The sequence below is a fragment of the Pseudolactococcus reticulitermitis genome, assembly GCF_002260845.1.
Taxonomy (GTDB): Bacteria; Bacillota; Bacilli; order Lactobacillales; family Streptococcaceae; genus Pseudolactococcus; species Pseudolactococcus reticulitermitis.
Genome location: NZ_BEDT01000001.1, coordinates 511,224 through 536,750, shown reverse-complemented (window position 1 = coordinate 536,750; position 25,527 = coordinate 511,224). Strand labels below are relative to the sequence as shown.

General features: G+C 41.2%; 19 protein-coding genes. All 19 read left to right on the top strand.

The annotated features are described in order from the left end of the window. The first annotated feature begins 41 nt into the window (after window positions 1–41). The 19 genes from RsY01_RS02575 to RsY01_RS02485 all read left to right on the top strand — a co-directional run bounded on the left by RsY01_RS02575 (window position 42) and on the right by RsY01_RS02485 (window position 25,424). Window positions 42–1,193, top strand: a complete 1,152-nt coding sequence (locus tag RsY01_RS02575) for a pilin N-terminal domain-containing protein (RefSeq protein WP_107490437.1) — start codon at window positions 42–44, stop codon at window positions 1,191–1,193. Then, a complete protein-coding gene (locus RsY01_RS02570) occupies window positions 1,190–6,415 on the top strand; it encodes an MSCRAMM family protein (protein WP_094783996.1) in 5,226 nt (1,741 codons plus the stop codon). Before RsY01_RS02575 ends, RsY01_RS02570 begins: the two co-directional genes overlap by 4 nt. Window positions 6,416–6,564: 149 nt before the next feature. Then, window positions 6,565–8,253, top strand: coding sequence for a SpaH/EbpB family LPXTG-anchored major pilin (locus RsY01_RS02565; protein WP_094783995.1), 1,689 nt, complete (start codon window positions 6,565–6,567; stop codon window positions 8,251–8,253). A gap of 26 nt (window positions 8,254–8,279) precedes the next feature. Further along, window positions 8,280–9,164 (top strand): class C sortase, encoded by an 885-nt coding sequence (locus RsY01_RS02560; protein WP_094783994.1) that lies wholly within the window; start codon window positions 8,280–8,282, stop codon window positions 9,162–9,164. A 157-nt stretch (window positions 9,165–9,321) separates the two neighbouring features. Further along, window positions 9,322–10,452, top strand: a complete 1,131-nt coding sequence (locus RsY01_RS02555) for an ABC transporter ATP-binding protein (protein ID WP_094783993.1) — start codon at window positions 9,322–9,324, stop codon at window positions 10,450–10,452. A gap of 92 nt (window positions 10,453–10,544) precedes the next feature. Then, window positions 10,545–10,913, top strand: coding sequence for a DUF4430 domain-containing protein (locus RsY01_RS02550; RefSeq protein ID WP_094783992.1), 369 nt, complete (start codon window positions 10,545–10,547; stop codon window positions 10,911–10,913). A gap of 58 nt (window positions 10,914–10,971) precedes the next feature. After that, window positions 10,972–11,658 (top strand): amino acid ABC transporter permease, encoded by a 687-nt coding sequence (locus RsY01_RS02545; protein WP_094783991.1) that lies wholly within the window; start codon window positions 10,972–10,974, stop codon window positions 11,656–11,658. Next, on the top strand, window positions 11,655–12,392 hold the full coding sequence (locus RsY01_RS02540) for an amino acid ABC transporter ATP-binding protein (protein ID WP_094783990.1): 738 nt from the start codon (window positions 11,655–11,657) through the stop codon (window positions 12,390–12,392). The genes RsY01_RS02545 and RsY01_RS02540 overlap by 4 nt, the downstream gene beginning before the upstream one ends. Window positions 12,393–12,506: 114 nt before the next feature. Next, window positions 12,507–13,172, top strand: coding sequence for an adaptor protein MecA (locus tag RsY01_RS02535; protein WP_094783989.1), 666 nt, complete (start codon window positions 12,507–12,509; stop codon window positions 13,170–13,172). A 155-nt stretch (window positions 13,173–13,327) separates the two neighbouring features. Continuing rightward, on the top strand, window positions 13,328–14,500 hold the full coding sequence (locus tag RsY01_RS02530) for a glycosyltransferase family 4 protein (protein WP_094783988.1): 1,173 nt from the start codon (window positions 13,328–13,330) through the stop codon (window positions 14,498–14,500). Between the two features lie 78 nt (window positions 14,501–14,578). Next, the gene (gene sufC, locus RsY01_RS02525) at window positions 14,579–15,349 is read left to right on the top strand and encodes a Fe-S cluster assembly ATPase SufC (RefSeq protein ID WP_094783987.1); all 771 of its coding nucleotides are present in this window, start codon (window positions 14,579–14,581) and stop codon (window positions 15,347–15,349) included. Window positions 15,350–15,362: 13 nt separating this feature from the next. Beyond that, window positions 15,363–16,625 (top strand): Fe-S cluster assembly protein SufD, encoded by a 1,263-nt coding sequence (gene sufD / locus RsY01_RS02520; protein ID WP_094783986.1) that lies wholly within the window; start codon window positions 15,363–15,365, stop codon window positions 16,623–16,625. A gap of 26 nt (window positions 16,626–16,651) precedes the next feature. Next, window positions 16,652–17,875 (top strand): cysteine desulfurase, encoded by a 1,224-nt coding sequence (locus tag RsY01_RS02515; RefSeq protein ID WP_094783985.1) that lies wholly within the window; start codon window positions 16,652–16,654, stop codon window positions 17,873–17,875. Between the two features lie 63 nt (window positions 17,876–17,938). After that, window positions 17,939–18,412, top strand: coding sequence for a Fe-S cluster assembly sulfur transfer protein SufU (gene sufU / locus RsY01_RS02510; RefSeq protein ID WP_094783984.1), 474 nt, complete (start codon window positions 17,939–17,941; stop codon window positions 18,410–18,412). Continuing rightward, the gene (gene tgt / locus RsY01_RS02505; RefSeq protein ID WP_094783983.1) at window positions 18,413–19,711 is read left to right on the top strand and encodes a tRNA guanosine(34) transglycosylase Tgt; all 1,299 of its coding nucleotides are present in this window, start codon (window positions 18,413–18,415) and stop codon (window positions 19,709–19,711) included. It begins immediately after the preceding gene. Between the two features lie 35 nt (window positions 19,712–19,746). Continuing rightward, the gene (gene sufB, locus RsY01_RS02500; RefSeq protein ID WP_094783982.1) at window positions 19,747–21,165 is read left to right on the top strand and encodes a Fe-S cluster assembly protein SufB; all 1,419 of its coding nucleotides are present in this window, start codon (window positions 19,747–19,749) and stop codon (window positions 21,163–21,165) included. A 351-nt stretch (window positions 21,166–21,516) separates the two neighbouring features. Continuing rightward, window positions 21,517–22,200 carry a hypothetical protein gene (locus RsY01_RS02495; protein WP_094783981.1) on the top strand — a complete coding sequence of 228 codons (684 nt, stop codon included), beginning with the start codon at window positions 21,517–21,519 and terminating at the stop codon, window positions 22,198–22,200. 228 nt (window positions 22,201–22,428) lie between these two features. Further along, a complete protein-coding gene (locus RsY01_RS02490) occupies window positions 22,429–23,364 on the top strand; it encodes a hypothetical protein (RefSeq protein WP_094783980.1) in 936 nt (311 codons plus the stop codon). Continuing rightward, window positions 23,358–25,424: a TrlF family AAA-like ATPase gene (locus RsY01_RS02485; RefSeq protein WP_369688797.1), complete on the top strand. Its 2,067-nt coding sequence runs from the start codon at window positions 23,358–23,360 to the stop codon at window positions 25,422–25,424. The genes RsY01_RS02490 and RsY01_RS02485 overlap by 7 nt, the downstream gene beginning before the upstream one ends. Window positions 25,425–25,527: the final 103 nt, after the last annotated feature.

Genomic DNA, 25,527 nt, shown 5'->3' with positions numbered 1-25,527 from the left:
TAAATCAGATGAAATTGTGAGAAATTAAGGAGGGTGGGGCGATGAAAAAAATAAGGATGACAAGGTGCCGGCGACGCTTACTGGATATGGTAGGGCTCGTTGTTGCAATCTTGTTTCTAGTAACGGGCGTAAAGGCGGTACAGGCAGACGCTGATACGACCGTGACTGTCAGGCTACATAAGGTGTTGTTGGACGAAAATGACACGACGACGAAGTATGACAATCAAGGTACAGAACTGCCTATTGATGATAATTTTTTGTTGAATGGTGCGGGTTTTACAGTTTACGATGTCACGACATTAGTCGACAGTGGCGCGACAGAAAGTGACCTTTATCAACTCAATGACACCTATGGGGCATCCTACTTTGACGACAAAGGCTTAAAAGTTGCCACTGAAATCACAGGGACGACTGGCACCAAGGGATTGGCGACTTTCCAGTTACCGGAACAGTCAAATGGGCAATATGCTAAGTATTTGATTATTGAAACGACGCATCCCGCGATTGCCAAGTTAGAGATTTCTCAACCGATTTTCTTAACGCTACCGTTTAGTTCAGATGTTGCGAATCCGATCCATCTCTATCCGAAAAACTATCAGTATGTGAGGGATCCCTATTTTTACAAACATGGTAAGGATAGTCAAGGCAATGACTTAGGTGTTTTAGCAGGTGCAAGCTTTAGACTTTATAAGGTCGATGCAACTGGTCAAAAACTCTATCTTCATGAAGATAGGCTAGACAATGACAATCAATGGGTGGATGTGACGAATCCCAAGGTGACCATCATGACATCTGATAACAAGGGTCTAGTGACAACTGGTAATCACTGGTTGCCGATTGGGGAGTATTTCTTTGAGGAAGTCACAGCACCTAATGGTTATCAGATTACCGATGCGGCACTTAAAGTCAAAGTCACAGTACCCGCAGATTCAACGCAACCGGTAACGATTACCGTTGACGGTAAAACGACCACCATGCCCGATGCCGTGGTTGACAATCTCCGAGGCGAATTACCACAGACACCTGGTCAACCACCCCAAACACCAGCAGGCACGTTGCCCATAACTGGGGAACAATTGCTCGGCTACACAGCGCTGGGTGGTGGCTTACTTTTGCTCATCATTTTGTTGATTTGTAAGCGCAAACAACATCTCGAAACCAATCCAAAAGAGATTGGAGGTGACACACGATGAAAAAAATAGTTAAAATTAAGACCAAAATCGTTCATCTTCTGATGTTATTGAGCGTTTTGGTGCCTCAATTTTTCAATCTTAGCTATCTACCGACCAAGGTGTTGGCAGATGCAGGTGACTTCCAAGTCACGCAAAATAGTGGTGGGGCTTTTAGAACCGACTCGACCACGTTACAAATCGACCCTGAAGGAGACGGCACTTATCTGACGCTTGGCAATGGTGCCACCGTGGCGGACAAAACCAATGTCAGGATGATTATCAACTGGTCGCTAGACAATGACTTGAAAACAGCAAGCATCCTTAGCACACCAACTGTTTTCGAGAATTTACCGAGCTACTTCCACATGCCAAGTGGGGGGATGTCTGGGACAATCTATGGGCAGGGCGCTTTTAGCAATACACCTTTTGCGACCTATACCATCACGTCGGATCGCAAAATTACCCTGACTTGGATGCCAATCGTGCTCAGTCTCGATAATGTCTCAGGTCATCTCGCTATTAATACTTGGTTCGAGTTTAGTCAGACAGATACCAATGAAACGATTGATTTGGGGCATGTCGGTGGCAACACCGTGACGATTAATCCACAGCCGGATGGTGACGCTGAAATCACCAAGACACAGACGGCCTATGATAAAGACACAGGTATCATCACTTGGGAAGTCCTTGTGAATGAAGGAACGGGTCAAAATCAATCCTTATCTAATCTGATTATCAAAGATGACTATGGGACTGACCAAGAATTTGTCTCAGCAGCACTTTCTAAAAAAGAAAAAGGTGCGAGTGACTGGGAGGCACTCTTAAAACCGAGTGGTTATACGGAGATGAATAACACCACCAATCATGAGGTGACTTGGACGATTCAACCGCAAGATGGCAGTCAGAGCCGTGCCAGCTATAAAGTGGTAGTTAAGACGCATATCACCAATCCTGCTGCGACTAAATTTACCAATAAAGCCAGCTTCAAATCTGGCAACGATGCTTGGGAAGAGGTTAATTCTGGCGAATTCGACGTTGCCCAAGGGACAGGTGTTATCTCCAAAAGACTTGACGAAGAAAATGGTCAGGATAAAATCAAGTACTTCAAAGCGGATAACAGTCCAGGCACCAAGACAGATTATGCCTACGCCCTCCTCTACTGGACGATTAAAGCTTATTATCCGATAGATGGTAGTCTTAATAACCCCATAGAAGATGACTTGTCAGTCACACCGGCAGGAGCAGGGACACATACCTATGAACAAGGAAGTGTCATCATCACACCACTAAACGGTCAAGCAGATGCCTTGAGCTTCACCAAGTCATTTGGGACGAATAGTAGTGGTCAGTCTACGATGACCATCACGCCACCACAAGCGCCTTTCTTTGCCAAACGCAACTATCAAGTGACTTATACGACACGGTTCACGAAAGATGCAGGTTACATGACTGATCATCCAGACCAAACGATTGCTCTGGGCAACCACGCCAAGATCACGGGAATCGGGGAATCAGGTGATGGTGGCTATATTGTGCCCGGAGATGAGGGTGAGTTTGGCATCCAAAAGGAATTTACCAAGAATCCATCACCAGCCAACCATATGACCAGCAGCTGGCGGATTAGGTATAATACAACCGACCAAGCCATTGTTAATGGTAAAATTGTTGATTCTTATATCCTCTATCGAAACGAGTGGGAAAAATATGAACCAGGGACGATTATCGAATATAATTATAGTAAATATAAATGGGTTTATTACAAACGGGAACTCTTGCCTGAAACATTAAAAGTTTCAACGACTAAGTCGGATGGCACAGCAGATCATCTCTTAGTTAAAGATGTTGATTATACCTTGAAAATGAGAAACCTAGATGATGAAAATTTATTGCTACCTGATGGCACCAAGCTATACGCTGGATTAGGCTATGAAAGTGGCTTTGAAATTCAACTCTTAGGGGCTTATAAGACACTCCTGAGTGAAGATTTGCTCATCACCTTTGATGCCCATGAAAGCGTTAGCGCCTACAAAGGCTATCTCAACTCCTGGGATACACAACCCAACGCTAATGCTAACTATGATTGGCCAGGACTAGAGACTTACCATGATTATTGGAGCCATAAAGACAGAGGGTGGATGCCAAATGACCCTTGGAATTGGGACATCAATCCGGATCTACGTTTCTTTAACAAAGTAATAGGTTACTGGGGTGAAAACCAAGAAAATTCTAAAAAAGATGGGGATGACGTTGGTACTGGCTGGCTTGAAATCTATAATGATTTGAACGGGAAAAAAGTAGCCTTTCGTGTCCCTGAGGGGTATGACTTTGAAGGCAGACCAGATCAGGCTATTGGCGGGTTAGATGTCAATGAGGCCGCTTACTTGTTTGGTCGCGTGAGGAAAATGGCGCTTTCTTGGAATTGGGATGGATTGATTGCTGATAATAGTGCTGACGGCTCACAAGAACCACCGCTTTATCAAGGGACTGCTAGCGAGGAAATGGTCGGATTTACGACGACCTTTAATACTGGCCAAGCCCCTCTACCTGCTGGCACAGTCTTTAGTGATGATTTGTCTCATCTGGAAACTGCTGATCTAGGACAAAATGAAACGAGTTACCACTATGTGCCTGGATCTGTTCGGGTCGTAGAATCTGTTGGCGTTTTTGGTATTTATGGTTGGGGACATAACCCACTCTACGCAGCAATCGGTCGTGTGACACCAGAGGCGATAGCCAATGGTGCTGAAAATAGACCAAGCTATGACTTCATAGAGGGCGTTGACTACGAAGTCCAGTATGATGAGCAGACTAAGGTGCTCAAGGTAGTCTTTCTCAAAGCAACTAACAAGACCTTTAATGTCATCTTCCTCATGACCATGACCCATGATAATCCTCTGGGTCAAGATCCACTGACGAATCAAAACTATAAAAATATCGCCAAGTTGGCCGTGCCGGGTCTCGGGAACGATATGGAAACCAGTACCGAGGGGGCTTGGGACTTTGAAACAAATTTGGTCAATAAAATCGGTACCCTAGGCACTGAAGAAGGCGAAAAAGATCTGGCGACTTGGCAAGTTCAGGTCAATCCAAGTGGCTATGCTTTCCAACAACTCCTCTTCACAGATGAAATAGATGCTGCGCAAACCTATCTCAAAGATGCTAGCGGTCTACCGCTTATCAATGTTTATGAGGCCGTTAAGGATGGCACAGGTAACCTGACTAAAGGTCAGCTCTTAACAGCGGGAACAGACTATCAACTCATGCCGAAAAATATCGCGGTCAGCATGGGCAGTAAACACTTTGATGAAAATGCGATGGCCAATATGGCAGCTAAGAAAGGTAGTCTGCCAGCTTATCCTAATATAACACCTCAAAATCCAGCAGATGGTAAAATCTTCCAGTACTGGAATCGTGACCTTCAGGATCCAGGGGAGGACGGTTGGGCACCAATGCCAGTTGATGGGGTCAATGGGACGACGCAATATCGTTCTTATACCCCTCAACCGCAATCAAACCGCTTTATATGGGGCGCTGGTGCGGTTAGCTCAGGTGTTGCAGAAGCAAGCTATGGCGGTCATCTTCAGAGGATAGCCGAGCTAGGTTATCGCTTCTTTACAGGAACTGGCGGTCAAACAGGCTATGAAGCTAATTATGGCAATGACTTCACAGAAGCCCGTATTAAAAATACACCAGATGAATACTTCCAACTCACCTTTGGGGAGAACCGTGTCTACGGCGATGATGAAGCGCGTGATAATCGGACCTTTATCGTCGAGTATGTGACACAAGTCAAAGCAGGAGCAACCCCTTCTAAGCTTCAAAATGAAGCAACAGTTGCCATGTGGGATCAAATCACGATTCGTCAAGGTGAAGAAGTTGAGCATGTCTACTCAAGCGCTGGCGGTGGTGCGCAAGGTGTCAATTTTAATCTGACCCTTGTCAAAGACGATGGTGACCTTGAAGGTGTCAATCCATTGAGCGGCGCGCGTGTCCGACTTGAAAAGAAAATGGGTGGCGATTATCAAGCCATCTATCCAGAGGGAGCTAACGCTCTCGGTGAGTTTGACATCACAGGTGGTCAGATTACCCGTGAGGGCTTGACCCAAGGTTACTACCGTTTGACTGAGCTACAAGCGCCAGACGGGTATCAACTTTTAAGTGAGCCCGTCTACTTCAGACTTACCGCTCCTAGCGGACAAGCCGTTTGGCAGGAAGTGGCTGTCAACGGTCAAGTCATTGACAATCCGAACTTCACCTTTGATGCTTCAAAACAACTGATTTTGAATAATGAAAAACTCAAACGTAATCTAACCGTTGAAAAACAATGGGACTTCTCAGCTAGTAATGTTTTCGTTATCTCGGAAGATCTCCCTTACTATGTCGTCAAAGTCGATGTCTATCGCGATGGGACAGGACAAATCGGCGATACCTTGCCAACGAAAATCGCAAGTCTTGAGTTGACACAGGCTAATGACTTTAAGGCGACGGTTACTGACTTGCCGATGACGGATATGACGGGTACGGCAACTTATCATTATTATGTGCGTGAAGTGGACATTGTCGACTCACGCACAGGTCAGTCTATCTTGCCAAACTTTGAAACAAGTGGTGGCGATGATCAGGCAATCGGTAGCTTAACCATCGGTTCTGACACCTACGACAGTGCCAACCGAATTGTCAACGATAGCAATGGGAACTACTACATTATCCTGAAAAATACCGTTGAAGAACGCGAACTTGGCGATTTTGTCAAGGTTGGCTTTAAGAAGGAGTTTCGTGGGGATGCCAGCTTAATCAGTAGCATTGATCATGTCGAGGTTGAGCTCTATCGGAAGACAGCAACTGGCGATTATCAGTACCTGATGACCGTTACACTGAACGCCAGCAATACTTGGCAGTGGTCAAGTGCGCTGCTTGACAAGGCAACGAGTGGTGGAGATACCTATACTTACTACGTCAAGGAAACGGGTGCTTACACATTAGCAGGCGACAATCTCCTAGCAGAATTTGACAGTAATGCAGCAGACTATACCGCGCTCACTGCAGTGCCATCTACAGCCTCTAACAGTGATTTGACAGCTGCCTTTACTACGATTATTAACCAAAGCACAGGTGCTAAATTACCTGTCACAGGTGGGCCTGGCTTCAAGCTATCCCTGCTTATCATGACCTTAGCTGTAGCAGGTGCGGTGTTCTTGTATCACTTTAAACAAAAGAGTCGCACCTATAAACACGAAATTTAATGAGATAAGAGGAGGGAAAAAACGTTAAGCTTTTAACTAGATCTTGAAAAAAATAGGCAGAGATCCCGTTATGGGTCGACAAGAAGTGATGTTGCGCCGGGTTTAAGCCCTTGATGCAACATCCCAGCATCTTAAAAGGAGAAGGTACGATGGAAACGAGAGTAAGAAAAAAAGCGGTCATCTTGACAGCGCTGTCGCTAGTAACCCTAGGGAGTTTAGCTGTCCTACCACATGTCGTACAGGCGGCAGGAAATGGGACGACGACCAAAGATTTGGTCATTCACAAGATTGAGAATGGGGACGACACCATTCATGAAAATAATGGGAATACGAGACCCAGCAGTTTAATCGGTGATTATCTGCCAGGTGCAGGGTTTACAATTGTTGATGTATCGGAAAAATACTATACTTATGCTATTTCGCCAGCTGGGATTGGCAAGACACCAGCTCAAATTTACAGTGATTACTTTAATCTGATTAAACATGAAAGTAATGCTGAAATTAAGGCACGTGGTACAATTGTCGGGACTGAAAAAGTCGATGCAGCGACAGGTAAAAACGCTGATGGGATTGCAGATGGTCAAGTGACCTTTGCAGACCTGCCAACCAAAACAAGTAGTGGTAAGGATGCCATCTATGCCGTAGTCGAAACGACACGACCTAAAAATACTGTGACCACTATCGGTGCTGGAGAAGTCGGGTCAAATGTTATCGGTACCATTCCAACATTGGTTGCTATGCCCTTGAATGGGACTGAGCCGATAATTAACATCTATCCTAAAAATGAAGTCGGACAATTAACCAAAGATTTTACCAATTCAAATGACGCGCATGTTTCTCTGGCACAACACATCTCTTATGACATTTCCCTTAAATTACCACGCGATTTGGGTGAAAGAATTGCTGCGACAGGAAATCTCAAGTACAAATCATTCACGGTCAATGAAATGCCAGGTTTAGGCTTGATTTTCGGTGGCTACGATGAGCCGACAACGCTGGTCAATGATGGGACTAAGACACAATCATTGAACGATTTCTTGTCACAATATGACTTGACAGCAGTCGCTAATCCGACAACAAGCCTTGTAGGAGATGGGGGGTCAAAAGCTAGTTTGACGATTTCTCCAATGACACCAAGTGGTGATACGACAAAATGGGCTGAACTTGCGAGCAAAACCTTGACCTTTACAGTAGCATGTTGGTTGGATGAAGCTTACTTTGAAGCCCATCCAGAAAATATCTTGATGGACATCAAAAACAAAGCCAACTATAAAGTGACAGAAGATAATGGCTTTGAAGTCGTCCCTGATGAAGGGGAGGTCAAGAGTATCACTGCCAAATATAAATTCCAAAAAAATGATGCCAACACAGGTTATCCATTGACTGGGGCAACTTTCTCAGTTGGTGATGGTGTGACAGGTAATCTGAGGTTCAAAGAAATTGGGACTTCAGGTAGCGGGGTTTATATGGTAACAGCGAGTGCAACTGGTGTTGATATATTATCAGTCGGTTCTGATGGGACCTTGACCTTGCTAGGTCTTGACCCAGACTTGGTCTATGGATTAACAGAAGTGACTGCGCCAGCTGGTTATCGTCTCTTAGAACCATCTATCGCTTTCCAACCGAATCAGTCAGATATTTATGATTCTGGCACTGACTTAGCTGTGAATGGCAATAAAACAGATGCTAACCACAACATTTATAACACACCTAACAACTTCTTGCCATCAACCGGTGGTCGTGGCTTTGCCATCTTTGGTCTTGTTGCTGTCGCTGGTTTGGGCGGTGCCGGTGTGCTCTACTACTTGAAACGTAAAAACGCGCAGGAAGCAGCTTAACTTAAAGGAATAGGAGGTTGGGGAGGATGACCCAAAAGACGCCAAAAACACAATCTAAAAAAAGGTTTCAGGATTTCTTGCTGACGCTTGGGATTGTCATCTGTGTCTTAGTTGGTGTCGGTTCCCTCGTCTATCCTATGGTGCGCAATAGCCTTAATGATGTGCTGGTTGAACGGATGATGTCAGTTCAGGAAAGGCAACAAAAAAGTGCGCGAGAAATTAGTGATCAGATGGCTAAACGTCAAGAAGTGGCACGCCAAAATTCGCTAGAAGATCCCTATTCGCAAGAAAGTCTGAATGAACTGACCTATGATCCGATTACCCTACCGATTTATGTCAAGCACATGATTGGTGAGATTTATCTGCCAACAATCCAGCAATATCTGCCGATTTTCGATAATAGCAGTGAGCAGTTTCTACAAGTTGGGGCGACTTGGCTTGCGACAAGCAGTCCGATTTCTGGAGGGACGGGCAATCATTCCGTTGTCGCAGGTCACTCCGGTATTCCCAGTGCAACCTTGTTTAATGAGGTACCGAAACTCAAAAAAGGAGAACTCATCATTTACAAGGTTGCAGGCAACTACTTAGCCTATAAGGTCTCTAAAATCAGCAAAGTTACGGCAGATAATGCCACAGCCATTCGCCATGAGGCAGACAAAGATCAAACGACCTTGGTCACTTGCGTCCCAATCGGAATCAATAGCCATCGCTTGTTGGTAACGGGAGAACGTGTCCCTTTCACGCCGAGCATGTTAAAAGCAGTCAAAGCGATGCAAGCAAGCAAGAAAACCAATCATCTCTGGTTATGGTTTGGTCTCAGTCTACTCGTGATTTTGCTCCTTATATATTTGCTATTGGCAATGAGAAAGCTAAGGAGACGAAGAAAGGGTGAGACTTCGGTTGAAGTTTGAACATTTAAAACGATCTAGTCGTTGCAGATTAGATCGTTTTTTGTTAGATAAAAATTTTGATGTTCAATCTGTATATAAATAGTGTGCAGTTTGTCTATCATATAATGAAAGCGTTTGCGTTAAAATAAACCTATCAAATAAAAAAGAGGTAGACACAATGACAACCCTTAAATTAGAACATGTAGACAAAGTATATCCCAACGCCAAAATCAAATCCGTAGAAGATTTCAATTTGGATGTGAAAGATAAAGAATTTATCGTTTTCGTCGGACCTTCAGGTTGTGGTAAATCAACAACCCTTCGGATGATTGCAGGTCTTGAAGACATCACAAGTGGTGAATTCACGATTGACGGTGTGCGGATGAATGACGTAGCACCTAAAGACCGTGACATCGCCATGGTTTTCCAAAACTACGCCCTTTATCCGCACATGACTGTCTTCGACAACATGGCTTTTGGTCTGAAATTGCGCAAATACAAAAAAGATGAAATCAAAAAACGTGTCGAAGAAGCGGCAGCGATCCTTGGTTTGACTGAGCTTCTAGACCGTAAACCAGCTGATATGTCCGGCGGTCAACGCCAACGTGTGGCCATGGGACGTGCCATTGTCCGTGATGCCAAAGTCTTCCTTATGGACGAACCTTTGTCCAACTTGGATGCTAAACTTAGGGTTTCCATGCGTGCAGAAATTGCGAAAATTCACCGTCGGATTGGGGCAACAACCATTTATGTTACCCATGACCAAACAGAAGCGATGACCCTTGCGGATCGGATTGTTATCATGAGTGCGTCTAAGAGCCCTGACGGCACAACTGGTCGTATTGAACAAATCGGTGCGCCGAAAGAACTCTATAACGAACCTGCTAACAAATTCGTCGCTGGTTTTATCGGTAGTCCTGCCATGAACTTTTTTGAAGTCACAGTTGATGGGGCTTGCATGACAAATGGTGCTGGTCTTGATATTGCCATTCCAGAAGGCCAACAAAAAGTCCTTAAAAATGCTGGATACGATAAGAAAAAAGTTTGGTTTGGTATCCGTCCGGAAGATATTTCAGCTGATGGCATCGTCCAAGAAGTCTTCCCGAATCAAAATGTGAAAGCGGAAGTTGTCGTTTCTGAATTGCTGGGTGCTGAAACGATGCTCTATTCTAAGATTGGTGATACTGAGTTTGTTTCGAAAGTCGATGCCCGTGACTTCCGTCAACCGGGTGATGAAGTTGACTTGACTTTCAAAGTCAATAAAGGCCATTTCTTTGATTTCGAGACTGAACAACGCATTATCGGTTAAATTGAATCTTCCTGAAAAACGCCAATGGCGTTTTTTTTAGATGATGGTTTCTATCGTTAGTAGTCAACTCCATTTTTTGATAAAATAGGCTTATGAAAAAATTTTTAGTCAGTTTATTTTTGCTTCTATCACTTGTCGTTCTAGCATCTTGCCACAAGGCTGTTAAATCTGAACAGCATGGCACAGCGACTTTAATCGTCAAATTTGATAAGGCAACAGTTAAAACTTATGAAAATGTGCCAATCAAAACCGACGAAACGGTATTGGACTTCTTAGAATCAAAAGCGAGAGTAACTCTAAAATCAGGCATTATCACGGAAATCGACAACGTTTCCCAAATCGAGTCAGCTAATCGCTACTGGCTCTTTAAGGTCAATGGTAAGCTCGCGGACAAAGGTGTGACAGAAACGATAGTCAAGGCTGGCAGTCAAATTGAATTTTATCTCGGAGAATTTAAATAAAGGATTGGCATATTGTGATATAATAGGAAATATCACTATTTTCAGAAAGTAGAATCTTATGAGTTTTAATTTTATTAATAAATTCCTGCCTTATTTTAATGACGGTCTGCTTGTGACCTTGATGATTTCAGCTTTTGTCGTCCTGATTGGGACTGTGCTAGGGACTTTGATTGCTTTAGCTAAATTATCGAAGGTCAGATTTTTACGTTGGCTGGCGAATATCTACGTTGAAGTTTTTCGTGGGACACCGATGTTGGTGCAAATCATGATTGGTTTCCAAATCCTAGGCAAAATGCCATTACCAGAATTTCAGTTAGGAATTTTGACAGAGGACTTGTCACGCCTAGTGCCAGGAATTATCGTATTGTCAATGAACTCAGGCGCTTATGTCGCTGAAATCGTCCGTGGTGGGATTAACGCTGTCCCGAAAGGACAGACAGAGGCAGCTTTTTCACTCGGGATTCGCCCACATCAAACGATGCTGAAAGTGATTCTACCACAAGCCATCCGCAATATCTTACCTGCTTTGGGGAATGAATTTGTGACCATCATCAAGGATAGTTCGCTTCTGGCAACGATTGGGGTCATGGAACTTTATAATGGCGCCCAAACGACCAGCTCAACGACTTATCAAAGTCTGTCACCTTGGTTACTGGTCGCTGTTTATTACTTCGTGGTAACCTTTATCACCAGTCGTCTGATCAATCTCCTTGAGAAAAAACTAGGGAAAGGCTATGCAAAATGACCACACATAATTTGATTGAAATTAAAGACCTACATAAATATTTCGGTAAAAATGAAGTGTTGAAAGGCTTAGATATCCAGATTAAACGCGGCGAAGTGGTTGTCATGATTGGCCCATCTGGATCAGGTAAATCGACTTTTCTTCGGACGATGAATTTATTAGAGACGCCGACCAAAGGCGAGGTTTATTTTGAGGGTACAAATATTGCGGATAAGTCAGTTGACGTTTTTAAACACCGCGAAAAAATGGGCATGGTTTTCCAACAGTTTAATCTTTTTCCAAACATGACAGTCCTTGATAACCTGATTTTAGCACCAGTTACGACTGGCAAATTATCTAAAGAAGAAGCGGTTGAAGTTGCGATTGAGTTACTAGCTAAAGTTGGTCTGTCTGAAAAAGCTGAGGCCTATCCTCAAAGTTTGTCAGGCGGTCAGCAACAACGGGTCGCCATTGCCAGAGCGCTTGCGATGAACCCTGACGTCATGCTGTTTGATGAGCCGACATCCGCACTCGATCCTGAAATGGTCGGGGACGTTTTAAATGTCATGCAAGATTTGGCAAAAGATGGGATGACCATGGTCATCGTGACGCATGAAATGGGCTTCGCCAAGGAAGTAGCAGATCGCGTGATCTTTATGGCAGACGGTAAAATCGTCGAGAGTGGCACGCCAACTGAGCTGTTTGAACATCCTAAAGAACAGCGGACACAGGATTTTCTGGCTCAAGTTTTATAAGAACCAAATGAGTATCGCAATCACATAAAAGCGCTAATTTTAGCGCTTTTATGGTATAATAGAAGTTCAGGGGATAGTTTGACTTGCTCTGAAACGAAACGAGAGGTTAGTCCGATGGAATATAAACAAATTAATGATAAAACGATAAAAATTTCCCTGACATTTGAAGATTTGAAGGCGCATGATATTAAAATGAGTGACTTTCTGGTCAATCAAGGCATGGTTGAAAAGTTATTTTATGAATTGGTCAGTGAGCTAGAAATTGAAGATAAATTTGCCAATACAGGCATGATGACTTTCCAAGTGCGCCCGCATCCGAAAGGTGTGGATTTGCTCGTGACTGAGGAGTTAAACATGGATAACATGCAGTTTCCTGAAGGGTCAGAAGGTCTCCAGGAAATGATGGATGAAGCCATGGAGCAGATGGGCGATATGGCAAGTCTGATGGATAATCTGGCAAGTAAACCGAACTTTGATGTCATGGATGACCATGCAGACTTTGTCTATTTTATCCTCAAATTCAACAAAATATCGGATGCCGTCAAGCTGAGTCAGGCGGTGATTGACGATGTGGAAGAATCAGAACTCTTTCAATTCCAAGACCATTTTTACCTGACGATTCTTGATAATCAAAAACGTAAAGGCTTTAAAGAAGTGAGCCTGTTACGTGCCAGAATGTTAGAATACGGTGAGCCATCTGATTTTTCACGGGAAGCTTTGTTGGAACATGCGCAGACGATTTTCCGAGAAGAAGCGCTTGAGAATTTGCAACAGGTCTAAATTGATGACGTATTATCAGTTAAATAGCGAGTTATCGCTATTTTTTGTGTCCTCATATGGCTGGGAAAGCTAAGCCTTGTCTGTTATTAAAATAGGGTTTCTGAAAATAAATTGACCCCTATAAAAATTAAAGAATATGATATAATAATACTAATATGCATAACTTATCTGAATTTCCATTTACGGTCAAATATATTATTATTTTATTAGTAACGGCAATCATTGCCTTGATTTTGACGCCGATTATGGTCGTGGTGTCTCGAAAAATCGGGGCAGTCGATAATCCAAATGCGCGCCGCATTAATGTCAAACCGATGCCATCAGCTGGTGGCGTTGCGATTTTTGTGGCGTTTTCAGCGATTACTTTACTCGTCTTACCACGATTTGTCGGTTTACCAAATTATAAAGGTATTAATGAGACGTATTTTGACTATGTCTGGCCTTTCGTTCTAGGCGGCGGTATCGTGGCTGTGACAGGCTTAATTGATGACATCATGGAGCTTGGGGCAAAAAGTAAATTAGCAGGACAAATCGCGGGTGCTTGTGTGATCTGGTTTCTCACGACCAGTCATTTTGATAATTTCAAAATCCCTTTTGGTGGGCCACTTTTGGTCTTTCCAGATTGGCTGTCTTTTATAGCTACGATTTTCTGGATTCTAGCGATTACCAATGCGGTCAATCTGATTGATGGACTGGATGGTTTAGCGAGTGGTGTGTCGATTATTAGTCTGACAACCATGGGATTAGTCGCCTATTTCTTCTTGGGTACGACTAACGTTTATCTGCCAATTACCATTTTTGTGCTGGTCTTTGCTATTGCGGGCTTTTTCCCTTATAATTTTCCACCTGCCATTATTTATCTGGGGGATACGGGTGCTTTATTCCTAGGTTTCATGATTTCTGTCTTATCTTTACAAGGCTTGAAAAATGCGACAGCTGTGGCTGTCGTCACACCGATGCTGATTTTAGGTGTGCCATTGACCGATACGGTCGTGGCGATGATTCGCCGCAAGCTTAATGGCGGCAGTATGGTCGAGGCGGATCGGATGCACTTGCATCATCGACTGTTGAGCTTAGGATTGACGCAGCACGCGGCGGTTTTAGTGATTTATGGGATTGCAGGTATTTTCTCCTTTATCGCTTTAATTCTCAACGTTTCGTCGCGCTGGGGTGGCACTTTCTTGCTGATTTTTAGTCTGATTGGGTTAGAGGTGTTGATTGAGTTAATTGGCGTGCTAGGCGAAAATCGAACACCATTATTAAACATCGTTAAATTTATCGGCAATAGTGACTATCGTCAAGAAGTCAAAAAACGCCGAAAAATGTAAAAGTTTACAGACAAAATCATGTTTTTTTGTCTGTTTTTTTGTTAGAATAGTGAGAAGAAGATTATTTTGGAGGAAGCTATGTCTACATTAGAAATTAAAGATTTATACGTCCGTGTTGAGGAAAAAGAAATCCTTAAAGGTGTGAACCTGACAATCAATACTAACGAGATTCATGCCATCATGGGGCCAAATGGTACCGGGAAGTCAACCCTTTCTGCTGCCATTATGGGTAACCCTAATTTTGAAGTGACACAAGGCGAAATTTTGCTGGACGGTATCAATGTCTTAGAGCTTGAAGTAGACGAACGCGCGCGTTTAGGTCTTTTCTTGGCCATGCAATATCCAAGTGAAATTGCTGGGATTACCAACGCTGAATTTATGCGTGCTGCCATGAATGCTGGCCGTGAAGAAGATGACAAAATTGGGGTCATGGACTTCTTGAAAAAATTGGACAGCAAAATGGCACTGCTCAATATGGATGAAGCCATGGCTGAACGCTATCTCAACGAAGGTTTTTCAGGTGGTGAGAAAAAACGCAATGAAATTCTCCAATTACTCATGCTGGAACCCAAATTTGCGATTCTAGATGAAATCGACTCAGGTCTCGATATTGATGCCTTGAAAGTCGTGTCTAAAGGTGTCAATGCCATCCGTGGTGAAAACTTCGGTGCCTTGATTATCACCCACTACCAACGCCTCTTGAACTACATCACACCAGATGTTGTCCACGTGATGATGGAAGGTCGCGTCGTGATGACAGGTGGCCCTGAATTAGCAGCACGCTTGGAAACTGAAGGTTACCATGGCATCGCGAAAGACCTTGGTATCGAGTACAAAGAAGAAGTCTAAGAGGGAGCATAATATGGCGAAAGAAAATATTATTGCTTTTTCACAGGCACATGCGGAGCCAGAATGGTTGCAAGTGCGCCGTCAAACGGCATTTGATAAAATCAGTGATTTAAAACTCCCAGTGATTCAGCGGGTCAAGCTTGACCGTTGGCACTTTGGTAATAACGACATCACTGAATCTCTTGACAGTTCAAATGTGCCAGATTTTACAAACTTGGGAAAAAATCCCAAGTTAATTCAAGTCGGCACGACCACTGTTTTTGAACAACTATCACCAGATTTGGCGAATCAAGGTGTGATTTTCACAGACTTTTATTCAGCCCTAGAAGAAATACCAGAAATCGTCGAGCAGTATTTTGGGACAGCCTTGCCTTTTGACGAAGACAAATTAACAGCTTACCATACCGCTTACTTTAACTCTGCGGCCGTTTTATATGTCCCAGATAATGTTGAAGTCAATGTACCAATCGAAGGGCTTTTCTATCAAAATTCTGATGAAGCGGTACCTTTTAACAAGCACGTCTTGATTATCGCTGGGAAACATTCAAAATTGTCTTACTTAGAACGTTTTGAAAGCCTTGGCCAAGATAGCGTTAAAAACACCGCTAATATTGCAGTTGAAGTTGTGGCGCTTGAGGGTGCTCAAGTGAAGTTTTCAGCCATTGACCGCTTAGGTAGCAATTTGACAACTTTCATCAGTCGTCGTGGGCGTTTAGATAAGAATGCACAAATCGACTGGAACCTTGGCGTCATGAACGAGGGCAATGTCGTTGCTGATTTTGACAGTGACTTGGTCGGTGAAGGTAGTCACGCAGAACTCAAAGCTGTGGCGATTTCTTCAGGCAAACAAATTCAAGGGATTGATACGCGTGTGACCAACTATGCGCCACATTCGATTGGGCATATTTTACAACATGGTGTGATTTTAGAAGCCGGTACCTTGACCTTTAACGGCATTGGCCACATCATCCGCGGTGCCAAAGGTGCGGATGCGCAACAAGAATCACGCGTTTTGATGTTGTCAGATAAGGCACGTTCAGATGCTAACCCCATTCTTTTGATTGATGAAAATGATGTGACGGCAGGTCATGCGGCGTCGATCGGTCAAGTTGACCCAGAAGATATGTACTACCTCATGAGCCGTGGGCTGGATCAAGATACGGCTGAGCGTTTGGTCGTTCGTGGGTTCTTGGGCGCGGTTATCGGTGAAATTCCGGTTCAGGCTGTGCGTCAAGAAATGATTGATGTGATTGAAAGTAAGCTAGATAAACGTTAAGTTGTTCAATGTAGAAGTGAGGCAAGATGACCATAGAAATCGCAAAAATTCGACAAGATTTTAAAATTCTGGATCAAATCGTCAACGATGAGCCTTTGGTTTATCTGGATAGTGCGGCAACAACGCAGAAACCTCAACAAGTCTTAGACGCTATTCGGGCTTATTATGAGCGCGATAATGCGAATGTCCACCGTGGGGTGCATACCTTAGCAGAAAGGGCAACCGCTGACTATGAAGCCAGCCGTGATAAAGTACGTGCTTTCATCAATGCCAGCTCGCGTAAGGAAGTATTGTTCACCCGTGGCACAACGACTGCCCTGAACTGGGTGGCAAAATTTGCGGAGCAGATTTTACAGCCTGACGATGAAATCGTGATTTCAATCATGGAGCACCATTCTAATCTCATTCCTTGGCAACAAGCGGCAGCAAAAACAGGCGCAGTCCTGAAATTCGTTTACCTGAAAAATGGCGAACTGGATATGGCTGATTTGCGGGCTAAGGTCACAGCTCAGACGAAATTTGTCAGCATGACCCATGTCTCGAATGTCTTGGGTGTGATTAATCCTGTAAAGGAAATTGCCCAGATTGCTCATGAACATGGGGCAATCATGGTCGTAGACGGTGCCCAATCGACACCCCACATGACGGTAGACGTGCAAGACCTAGACTGTGATTTTTTCGCTTTTTCTGGTCATAAAATGGCGGGACCTACCGGTATCGGTGTGCTATATGGCAAAGAAGCCTTGCTCAATCAGATGCACCCGATTGAGTTTGGTGGCGAGATGATTGATTTTGTCTATGAACAAAGTGCGACTTGGAAAGAATTACCCTGGAAATTTGAGGCGGGAACGCCAAATATTGCAGGTTCTATCGGACTGGGTGCGGCGGTTGACTATCTGACTGAAATTGGGCTTGATAATATCCACCAACATGAGCAAGACTTGCTGAATTATGTCATGCCTAAATTGCGTGAAATTGAGGGCTTAACGATTTATGGGCCAGAAGACAATCAACGCCGTGGCGGTGTGATTGCCTTTAATCTAGAGGGCTTGCACCCCCATGATGTCGCGACTGCGCTTGATATGGAAGGTGTGGCTGTCCGTGCAGGTCATCACTGTGCGCAGCCTTTGATTGATCATCTTGGCTTGCCTGCGACAGCACGTGCTAGTTTTTACATTTATAACACTTTTGCTGACTGTGATAAGTTAGTCGAAGCGATTAAATTAACCAAGGCATTTTTTGGCGTTTGAGGGTGCAATACTTAAACAGATTCTACCAAACGACAATGCTAGCCTATTACCAAAGGAGTAACCATGGCGCTTTCTAAATTAGATAACCTCTATCGTCAGGTGATTCTTGATCATTCAAGTCACCCGCATCACCACGGCCAATTACAGGACGGTGAAACGGTAGATTTGAATAACCCAACCTGTGGCGACGTGATGAGACTCTCGTTGAAATTGGACGGGAATACGATTACAGACATCGCCTTTGATGGTTCAGGTTGTAGCATTTCAACAGCCTCAGCGTCGATGATGACCGATGCTGTGATTGGTAAAACAGCAGGAGAAGCCTTTGAACTGGCTGATATTTTTTCAGAAATGGTGCAAGGCAAAACCGATGACCGTCAGGAAAGATTGGGCGACGGTGCTTTATTATCTGGCGTTGCCAAATTCCCCCAACGCATCAAATGCGCAACGCTAGCATGGAACGCTTTGAAAAAAGCCTTAGAAAATACGAACGGCAGCTCTGAAGTTGCCAATTTATCAGGACACTGTGAAATTTAAATGACGCAAAATAAAGAAGCTTTATCGTTTGCTATCAAACGTCAAATTCCCAATACCTTGGCGCGGAGTGGCACGATTTCAACCCCACACGGTGAGATCCAAACGCCGGCCTACATTGGCGCTGCGACAGCCGCAACCATGAAAACCTTGACCAATGCCGAAATTGACGCGCTTGGCGCCCAGTCAATTTTGTCAAATACCTATCACTTGATGTTACGTCCGGGTGCTGATTTGCTGGCTAAGGCAGGTGGCATTCACAAATTTATGAATTACCACAAGCCCATGTACACCGATTCAGGTGGTTTTCAGGTTTACTCACTCGGTATGGCTTTTAAAAAAGGCTTGGATGCGACCAGTCATACGACTAAGGGGGCAGCTGAAAATGCCGTGATGAGCGCAGACCAGCTGACCAAGGTTGAAAAAGAAGGCGTCTGGTTCAAGAGTCACCTCAATGGCGATAAGATTTTCATGACGCCAGAATACTCCATGGAGTTGCAACACAAAATAGCTGCCGACATTCACATGGCCTTTGACGAGCTGACCTCGCCTCTAGCGGGTCGTGAGCAGATCAAATCTGCGCTTGATACGACACACGCCTGGGCAGAACGCTCATTGCGCCGTCATGCGGAGCTGAATGCGATTCACGCCGAAAAAAATGAATGCCAACAGGCTCTCTTCGGTGTCGTCCAAGGCGCTCGTGAAGCAGACTATCGCCGCGAAAGTGCTAGTTTTCTAGGCAGCTTAACCCTTGAAAATGGTGAGCAGTTTGACGGTTTCGGGATTGGCGGGACGTTTCAACCAGAGGAATTGCCAGATGTGCTAACTTGGATTAATGAGACCCTACCAGAAGGGAAACCCAGACATTTATTGGGGATGGGGGCACAGCCTGCGGATTTATTCCTCGGTGTTGAATACGGCTGTGATACTTTTGACTGTGTCGCTCCGACCCGTCAAGCCAGAAATGGTGCTATCTTTACCTATGACGGTCGCATCAACATTAAGAACAAAAAATTTGAAGAAGATTTCACACCACTTGATCGCGATTGTGATTGCTATACCTGTGAGAACCATACCAAAGCCTATCTCCGCCATTTGTTTAAGGCAAATGAAGTGACGGGCATGGTCCTTGCAAGTATTCATAATGAACGCTTTGTGGTGAGAACAGTAGAAGAGATTCGTCAGAAATTAAACGAATCGGACGCTGCTTTCTGGGCTTATAAACGTGACTTTTTAGTTCGTTATTATGGCGAGGAACGTGCTCGCGATTTTCTCTATACCAGTCCAGCAGAATGGCAATAAACCACTAAATTAAAAAATGAAAGGCACCAAAAAATATGGCAGAAGATATTATCAAACCCAACATTGAAGAAGTCGACTTAGGTGACTATCAATTTGGTTTTCACGATGACGTGACACCGATTTATTCGACAGGTCGAGGCTTGACTGAAGCAGTCGTTCGTGAAATCTCAGCTGAAAAAGAAGAACCACAATGGATGCTTGATTTCCGTTTGAAAGCTTTAGACGCTTATCATAAATTACCCCTTCCTAAATGGGGACCAGATTTATCAGGTGTCAATTTTGATGATATTATTTATTATCAAAAAGCATCTGATAAACCAGCTCGCTCATGGGATGATGTCCCTGAGAAAATCAAAGAAACCTTTGAACGGATTGGGATTCCAGAGGCAGAACGTGCTTATTTGGCAGGGGCTTCTGCTCAGTATGAGTCAGAAGTGGTCTACCATAACATGAAAGATGAGTTCACCAAACTCGGTATCGTCTTTACCGATACGGACTCAGCCTTGAAAGAATATCCTGAAATTTTCAAGAAATATTTCGCAAAATTGGTACCACCAACCGATAATAAATTGGCAGCCCTTAACTCAGCGGTTTGGTCAGGTGGGACTTTCATCTATGTACCAAAAGGCGTTAAAGTTGATATTCCGTTGCAGACGTATTTCCGGATTAACAACGAAAATACAGGTCAGTTTGAGCGGACGTTGATTGTCGTTGACGAAGGTGCCAGTGTGCATTATGTCGAAGGTTGTACCGCACCGACTTATAACAGTAACTCGCTTCACGCGGCAGTCGTTGAAATTTTTGCCCTTGACGGTGCCTACGTGCGTTACTCAACGATCCAAAACTGGTCGGATAATGTCTATAACTTGGTAACCAAACGCGCGCGTGCTTTGAGCAATGCGACTGTTGAATGGATTGACGGTAACTTAGGTGCTGCGATTACCATGAAATATCCAGCCGTTTATTTGGATGGCCCTGGCGCACGCGGTACCATGTTATCTATCGCCTTTGCCAATCGGTCACAAATCCAAGATACTGGGGCTAAAATGATCCACAATGCCCCAAATACATCCAGCTCGATTGTGTCTAAGTCCATTGCCAAAGGTGGTGGCGAGGTCAACTACCGTGGTCAGGTGACCTTCAATCCAGCCAGCAAGAAATCTGTCAGCCATATTGAATGTGATACGATTATCATGGATGATATCTCGAAATCTGACACGATTCCGTTTAATGAGATTCACAATTCGCAAGTCGCGCTTGAGCACGAAGCAAAAGTCTCTAAAATTTCTGAAGAACAGCTCTACTACCTCATGAGTCGTGGCTTGACAGAATCTGAGGCGACAGAAATGATCGTCATGGGATTCGTTGAACCCTTTACAAAAGAACTCCCGATGGAATATGCGGTTGAGTTGAACCGTTTGATTAGTTATGAAATGGAAGGGTCTGTGGGGTAGAATACAAATGTGGTAAAGAACGTTGGTATAACAGCGTTTTTTTTATTTTTAAAATATAAAACTAATCAAATTGACACTAAGATGGAAAGAAGAATAAAAAAATGAAAATGAAGAATGAAATTGGTGATTATGAAAATTACATTTGTCTTCATAAATTGAATATAAAGTGGAAAATTGATCTGATAAATTGATTTATTATAGGAAGTAGTGGAGTACTTAAGAAGTACCATTGTTCAAGAATTTGAAATATGATGAAAATAATTTTGTATATATTGTATTGACAACAGAAACTGGTAAATAACACATAAAGATGTATCTTTTTGATATAATAATTAAAAAGGAGAGTGATTTATGGAAAAATTTCAGAAGTATTATTGGTATATTATTGTGGGAATTATTGTATTTGGAGTTGTGAGTATTTTGGTTATACTAAAGATAGAAAAAATGTTAGAAAAAAGAGACTTTAAAAAAACATATTCCAAAGAAAAATTATATAAAAAGTTGAAGAAAAGAGCAGACGATTATGGGAAATTTTATTATGGAATAAATTATTATTATTGGCAAAAGAACAAGTTGAATGTTCTGTACCAAATGTTCCCTGTGGGAGGAAATATTAATGATAAATTAGTTGTAACTGATACAGCAACATATAGTATTGTGACAAATAAAATTTTTAGTAGCGGAGAAAGAGAAGCTTTTTATAAAATGGAATTTAGAGTATATTACAAAGTTGCTGAAATAAGAAAATCAGTTATAAATAATTTCACTCATAATGGGGTGGGGAATCAAAATAATAATGTATATCAAAATGATAACAATACAGAAGTAGTTATAAACCAACTAAAAAATTTTTTAAATGATATTAATATTGAAAGTAACGATAAAATATATGTAGAGAGCTTTATTTACAAACTTTCGCAAGGAAAAACTACAGAGAAGGATAAAAATAAAATAATTGAAACATTGTCTAAATACACTGGTGTTGCGAGCAATGTTGTTTCTATTATAACTAATATAGCAAAATTTTTTATATAACATCTCAATAACTTTACTAAACTTAAAAAATATAATACAATATGTGAGATTTTAATACAGTGAGTATGAGTTTAAATGTTGATACACTAGTAAACATGAGATTTTTATTATTGAAGGCTATTTTTATAAAAGTAGTTGAATAGTCAATATTTAAACAATCTGAAGATACTAGATATATGTCAAAGAACATAATTAAATAAATTTTGATTTCATCAAGGAGGTTTTAAAGTGGCCGGTTCAGAATGGTATAGATGGGAATTACATATACATACTCCTCAAACTAAGAAAAATTCTCAGTTTGAAGGAAAGAATTGTGATGAGCAGTGGAATAAGTATTACAAACGTATAAATGAATATATAGATACTAATATTCCCGAGAAAAATATAAAAGCAATTGGTGTGACAGACTATCTTTCAATTGATAATTATATTAAAGTTAGAGAGGATAAGCAACTTCCTGAGTCAATAGAATTGATTTTACCTAATGTTGAAATGCGTCTAAATTTAAAAGGTGGAAAAACACCTATAAATATTCATTGTATATTTAATCCTGATATTGTAGATGAATTAGAGGATAGATTTTTTTCGCGACTTAAATTTAATGATGGACGAAGAGACTACTCTGCTACACGAAAAGAGCTAATTGCTCTTGGAAAAAGTATTGACTCTAAAATAAAAGATGATAATAAAGCTTTAGAAAAAGGTGTAGAAAATTTTGTAATTGAGTTATCTTGTTTGCAAGATATGTTAAAAGATGATGATTTACGGCAAAATACTATTTGGGTTGTAGCAAATAATGAAACTGATGGTGTATCGGGGCTAAAAAATAGTCAATTTGAAGGAACAAGAAAAGCAATTTATACAATTGCAGATGCTATTTTTTCTGGAAATCCAAACGATGTTGATTACTTTTTAGGAAAGAAAGCGGATACAACAGAAGAAATGAGAAGTAAGTATGGGGGAGTAATGCCTTGTTTTCATGGTTCTGATGCCCACTGTCTTGAAAAAGTATTTGAACCTGACCTTAAAAGATATTGTTATATCAAATCAGAAATTACATTTGATGGATTAAAACAAACTTTGACAGATCCAGAAGATAGAGTTTTTATCGGAGAGAGACCATCTGTATTAAATAGAATAATAGAAAATCCAGAAAAATTATAAAAAATATTGAGCTATTCAAACTAAAGAATAGTAGTGATAATGAGTGGTTTAGTGATGAGATAATAGAATTAAATCCCCAGTTGAATGTCATTATTGGTAATAAAGGAGCAGGGAAAACGGCTTTAGCTGATATAATTGGTTTGTGTGGTAATTCAGATAAAACTAGTGATTTTGTGTTTTTGAATAAATTTAAGAATACCTCTTTTGCTAGGAAAACATTTGCTAAATTGATTTATAGAGACAATGTTGAAACTTCCCAAAAAAGTTTGGCGGATTCTGTACAAGAAAAAACGGAATCAGTTAAATATTTACCACAGTCATACTTTGAAAATATAACAAATGAAGTTGAAAAAGTAGAAAAATTTCGATTAGAGATAGAAAATGTAATATTTCAATATCTGTCAGATGTTGAAAAAATGGGGCATAAATCATTTAAAGAGTATAGAAAATCATTAAGTGTTATTGAAAAAAGTAAGATTGAAGGAATACAAAAGGAAATATCTATTTTAAATTCAAAAATAATTAGTCTTGAAAACCGTTCGGATAGTAGGAGGGTTGACAAGTTAAAAGCAGATTTAGAAGAGAAGAAGAAAAGCTTACAAGAGCATTTAAAGAAGAAACCTATAAAAGCAGAGGTTCAAAAAGATAGTCAAGTTGTTGAATCAGAGTTAGAAAAATTTGAATATAGATTGAAACGTTTAGAGGATTTTAAAAAAGACATTTTAGAGGAATTAACAAAGATTGCAATAAAAAGACAGAAAATTAATGAATTTAATTTTGAACTTACAGAAAAAATTAACGAACTAAAAAAATATATTTCTTTAAATATGGACTTTCTTGAAGATGTTGATATCAACCCTCAAAAATTGTTTTTGTATAATTTCAATGAAAATATGTTAATTGACAAAGAGAAGGGGTTTGAAATAAAAATTAATAGATATAATCAGTATCTAGATAAAGAATCTCAAGGAACAGAATATAGAGGGAATTCTCTTAAAGGAAAAATTTCATATTGTCAGGAAAAAATTTCTAAGATTCTATCTAAAGAAAGTAAAGCTGTCAGAGAGTCCAAAAGATTAGAAAATGAATATAATAAGTGGGAACTTAAGAAAGAACAGTTAACTGGAACAGTTGAAGAGCCAAATGAAGATACTATAAATTATTTGACTAGAGAAATTGATTATATAGAAAAAGAATTGGATCGTGATTTAGCTGTTTTAGAAAATAAACGTAAAACCCTTTCTATAAAAATAATGAGTGAAAAGTTGACGATTTTAAATAAAATTAAGGTAACTACAAATTCACTGCAAGATACTTTGAATGAAAATAGGGAAAATAGCATAAAGGTAATAAATGATTTCTTTTTTAATTTAGATTTTTCGAAAAAATTTTTATTTGAAATTAATCAAAGAGTAGTAAGTTGTTACAAAGGTGCAGTTGATGGACAAGAATATCTTAAACAATTAATTGATAACTATTTGAGCGAAGATTCAAATTTTTCACAGATAGATGTTTTACTAGATAAATTAGTTGAGAGTTTGAAATTTGTAGATAAAGGAAAAGGGAAACAAAAAACAGATTTGTCGACACTTGTCAATGATAGGCAAGTACTCTATGATTATATATTTGGTCTAGAATACGTGAACAACGAGTTTGATTTAAGATTGGGGGAAAAGAAATTAGAACAGCTATCTCCTGGAGAAAGGGGAGCAGTGTTGCTAATATTCTATTTACTATTAGATAAGGATATTTCTCCATTGCTAATAGACCAGCCAGAAGATAATTTAGATAATCAAAGTGTTGCTAATATTCTTGTACCATATATCAAAAGGGCTAAGAAAAGAAGACAGATAATTATGGTAACACATAATCCAAATTTAGCAGTAGTTTCTGATGCAGAGTTGGTAATAAACGTTAGTATAGATAAAGAAAATAAAAATAGATTCAGCTATATTTCAGGAGGGATTGAGAGTAAAGAAATTAACAAAAAAATTCAGGATATTTTAGAGGGAACACCTTCTGCATTTAGAATAAGAGATAGTAAATACCATATATATTAAAACATTTGGTGTATACTATGATAGTTAATTCATCTTAATTGCTTTTCAAAATCAGCATTTTACATAAAATGATGTTAGGATGCTAAAGTTATTGAAAAAATCA

Coding starts and splice junctions, on each gene's coding strand:
- RsY01_RS02575 (WP_107490437.1), top strand. CDS start 42: ATGAAAAAAATAAGGATGACAAGGTGCCGGCGACGCTTACTGGATATG.
- RsY01_RS02570 (WP_094783996.1), top strand. CDS start 1,190: ATGAAAAAAATAGTTAAAATTAAGACCAAAATCGTTCATCTTCTGATG.
- RsY01_RS02565 (WP_094783995.1), top strand. CDS start 6,565: ATGGAAACGAGAGTAAGAAAAAAAGCGGTCATCTTGACAGCGCTGTCG.
- RsY01_RS02560 (WP_094783994.1), top strand. CDS start 8,280: ATGACCCAAAAGACGCCAAAAACACAATCTAAAAAAAGGTTTCAGGAT.
- RsY01_RS02555 (WP_094783993.1), top strand. CDS start 9,322: ATGACAACCCTTAAATTAGAACATGTAGACAAAGTATATCCCAACGCC.
- RsY01_RS02550 (WP_094783992.1), top strand. CDS start 10,545: ATGAAAAAATTTTTAGTCAGTTTATTTTTGCTTCTATCACTTGTCGTT.
- RsY01_RS02545 (WP_094783991.1), top strand. CDS start 10,972: ATGAGTTTTAATTTTATTAATAAATTCCTGCCTTATTTTAATGACGGT.
- RsY01_RS02540 (WP_094783990.1), top strand. CDS start 11,655: ATGACCACACATAATTTGATTGAAATTAAAGACCTACATAAATATTTC.
- RsY01_RS02535 (WP_094783989.1), top strand. CDS start 12,507: ATGGAATATAAACAAATTAATGATAAAACGATAAAAATTTCCCTGACA.
- RsY01_RS02530 (WP_094783988.1), top strand. CDS start 13,328: ATGCATAACTTATCTGAATTTCCATTTACGGTCAAATATATTATTATT.
- sufC (WP_094783987.1), top strand. CDS start 14,579: ATGTCTACATTAGAAATTAAAGATTTATACGTCCGTGTTGAGGAAAAA.
- sufD (WP_094783986.1), top strand. CDS start 15,363: ATGGCGAAAGAAAATATTATTGCTTTTTCACAGGCACATGCGGAGCCA.
- RsY01_RS02515 (WP_094783985.1), top strand. CDS start 16,652: ATGACCATAGAAATCGCAAAAATTCGACAAGATTTTAAAATTCTGGAT.
- sufU (WP_094783984.1), top strand. CDS start 17,939: ATGGCGCTTTCTAAATTAGATAACCTCTATCGTCAGGTGATTCTTGAT.
- tgt (WP_094783983.1), top strand. CDS start 18,413: ATGACGCAAAATAAAGAAGCTTTATCGTTTGCTATCAAACGTCAAATT.
- sufB (WP_094783982.1), top strand. CDS start 19,747: ATGGCAGAAGATATTATCAAACCCAACATTGAAGAAGTCGACTTAGGT.
- RsY01_RS02495 (WP_094783981.1), top strand. CDS start 21,517: ATGGAAAAATTTCAGAAGTATTATTGGTATATTATTGTGGGAATTATT.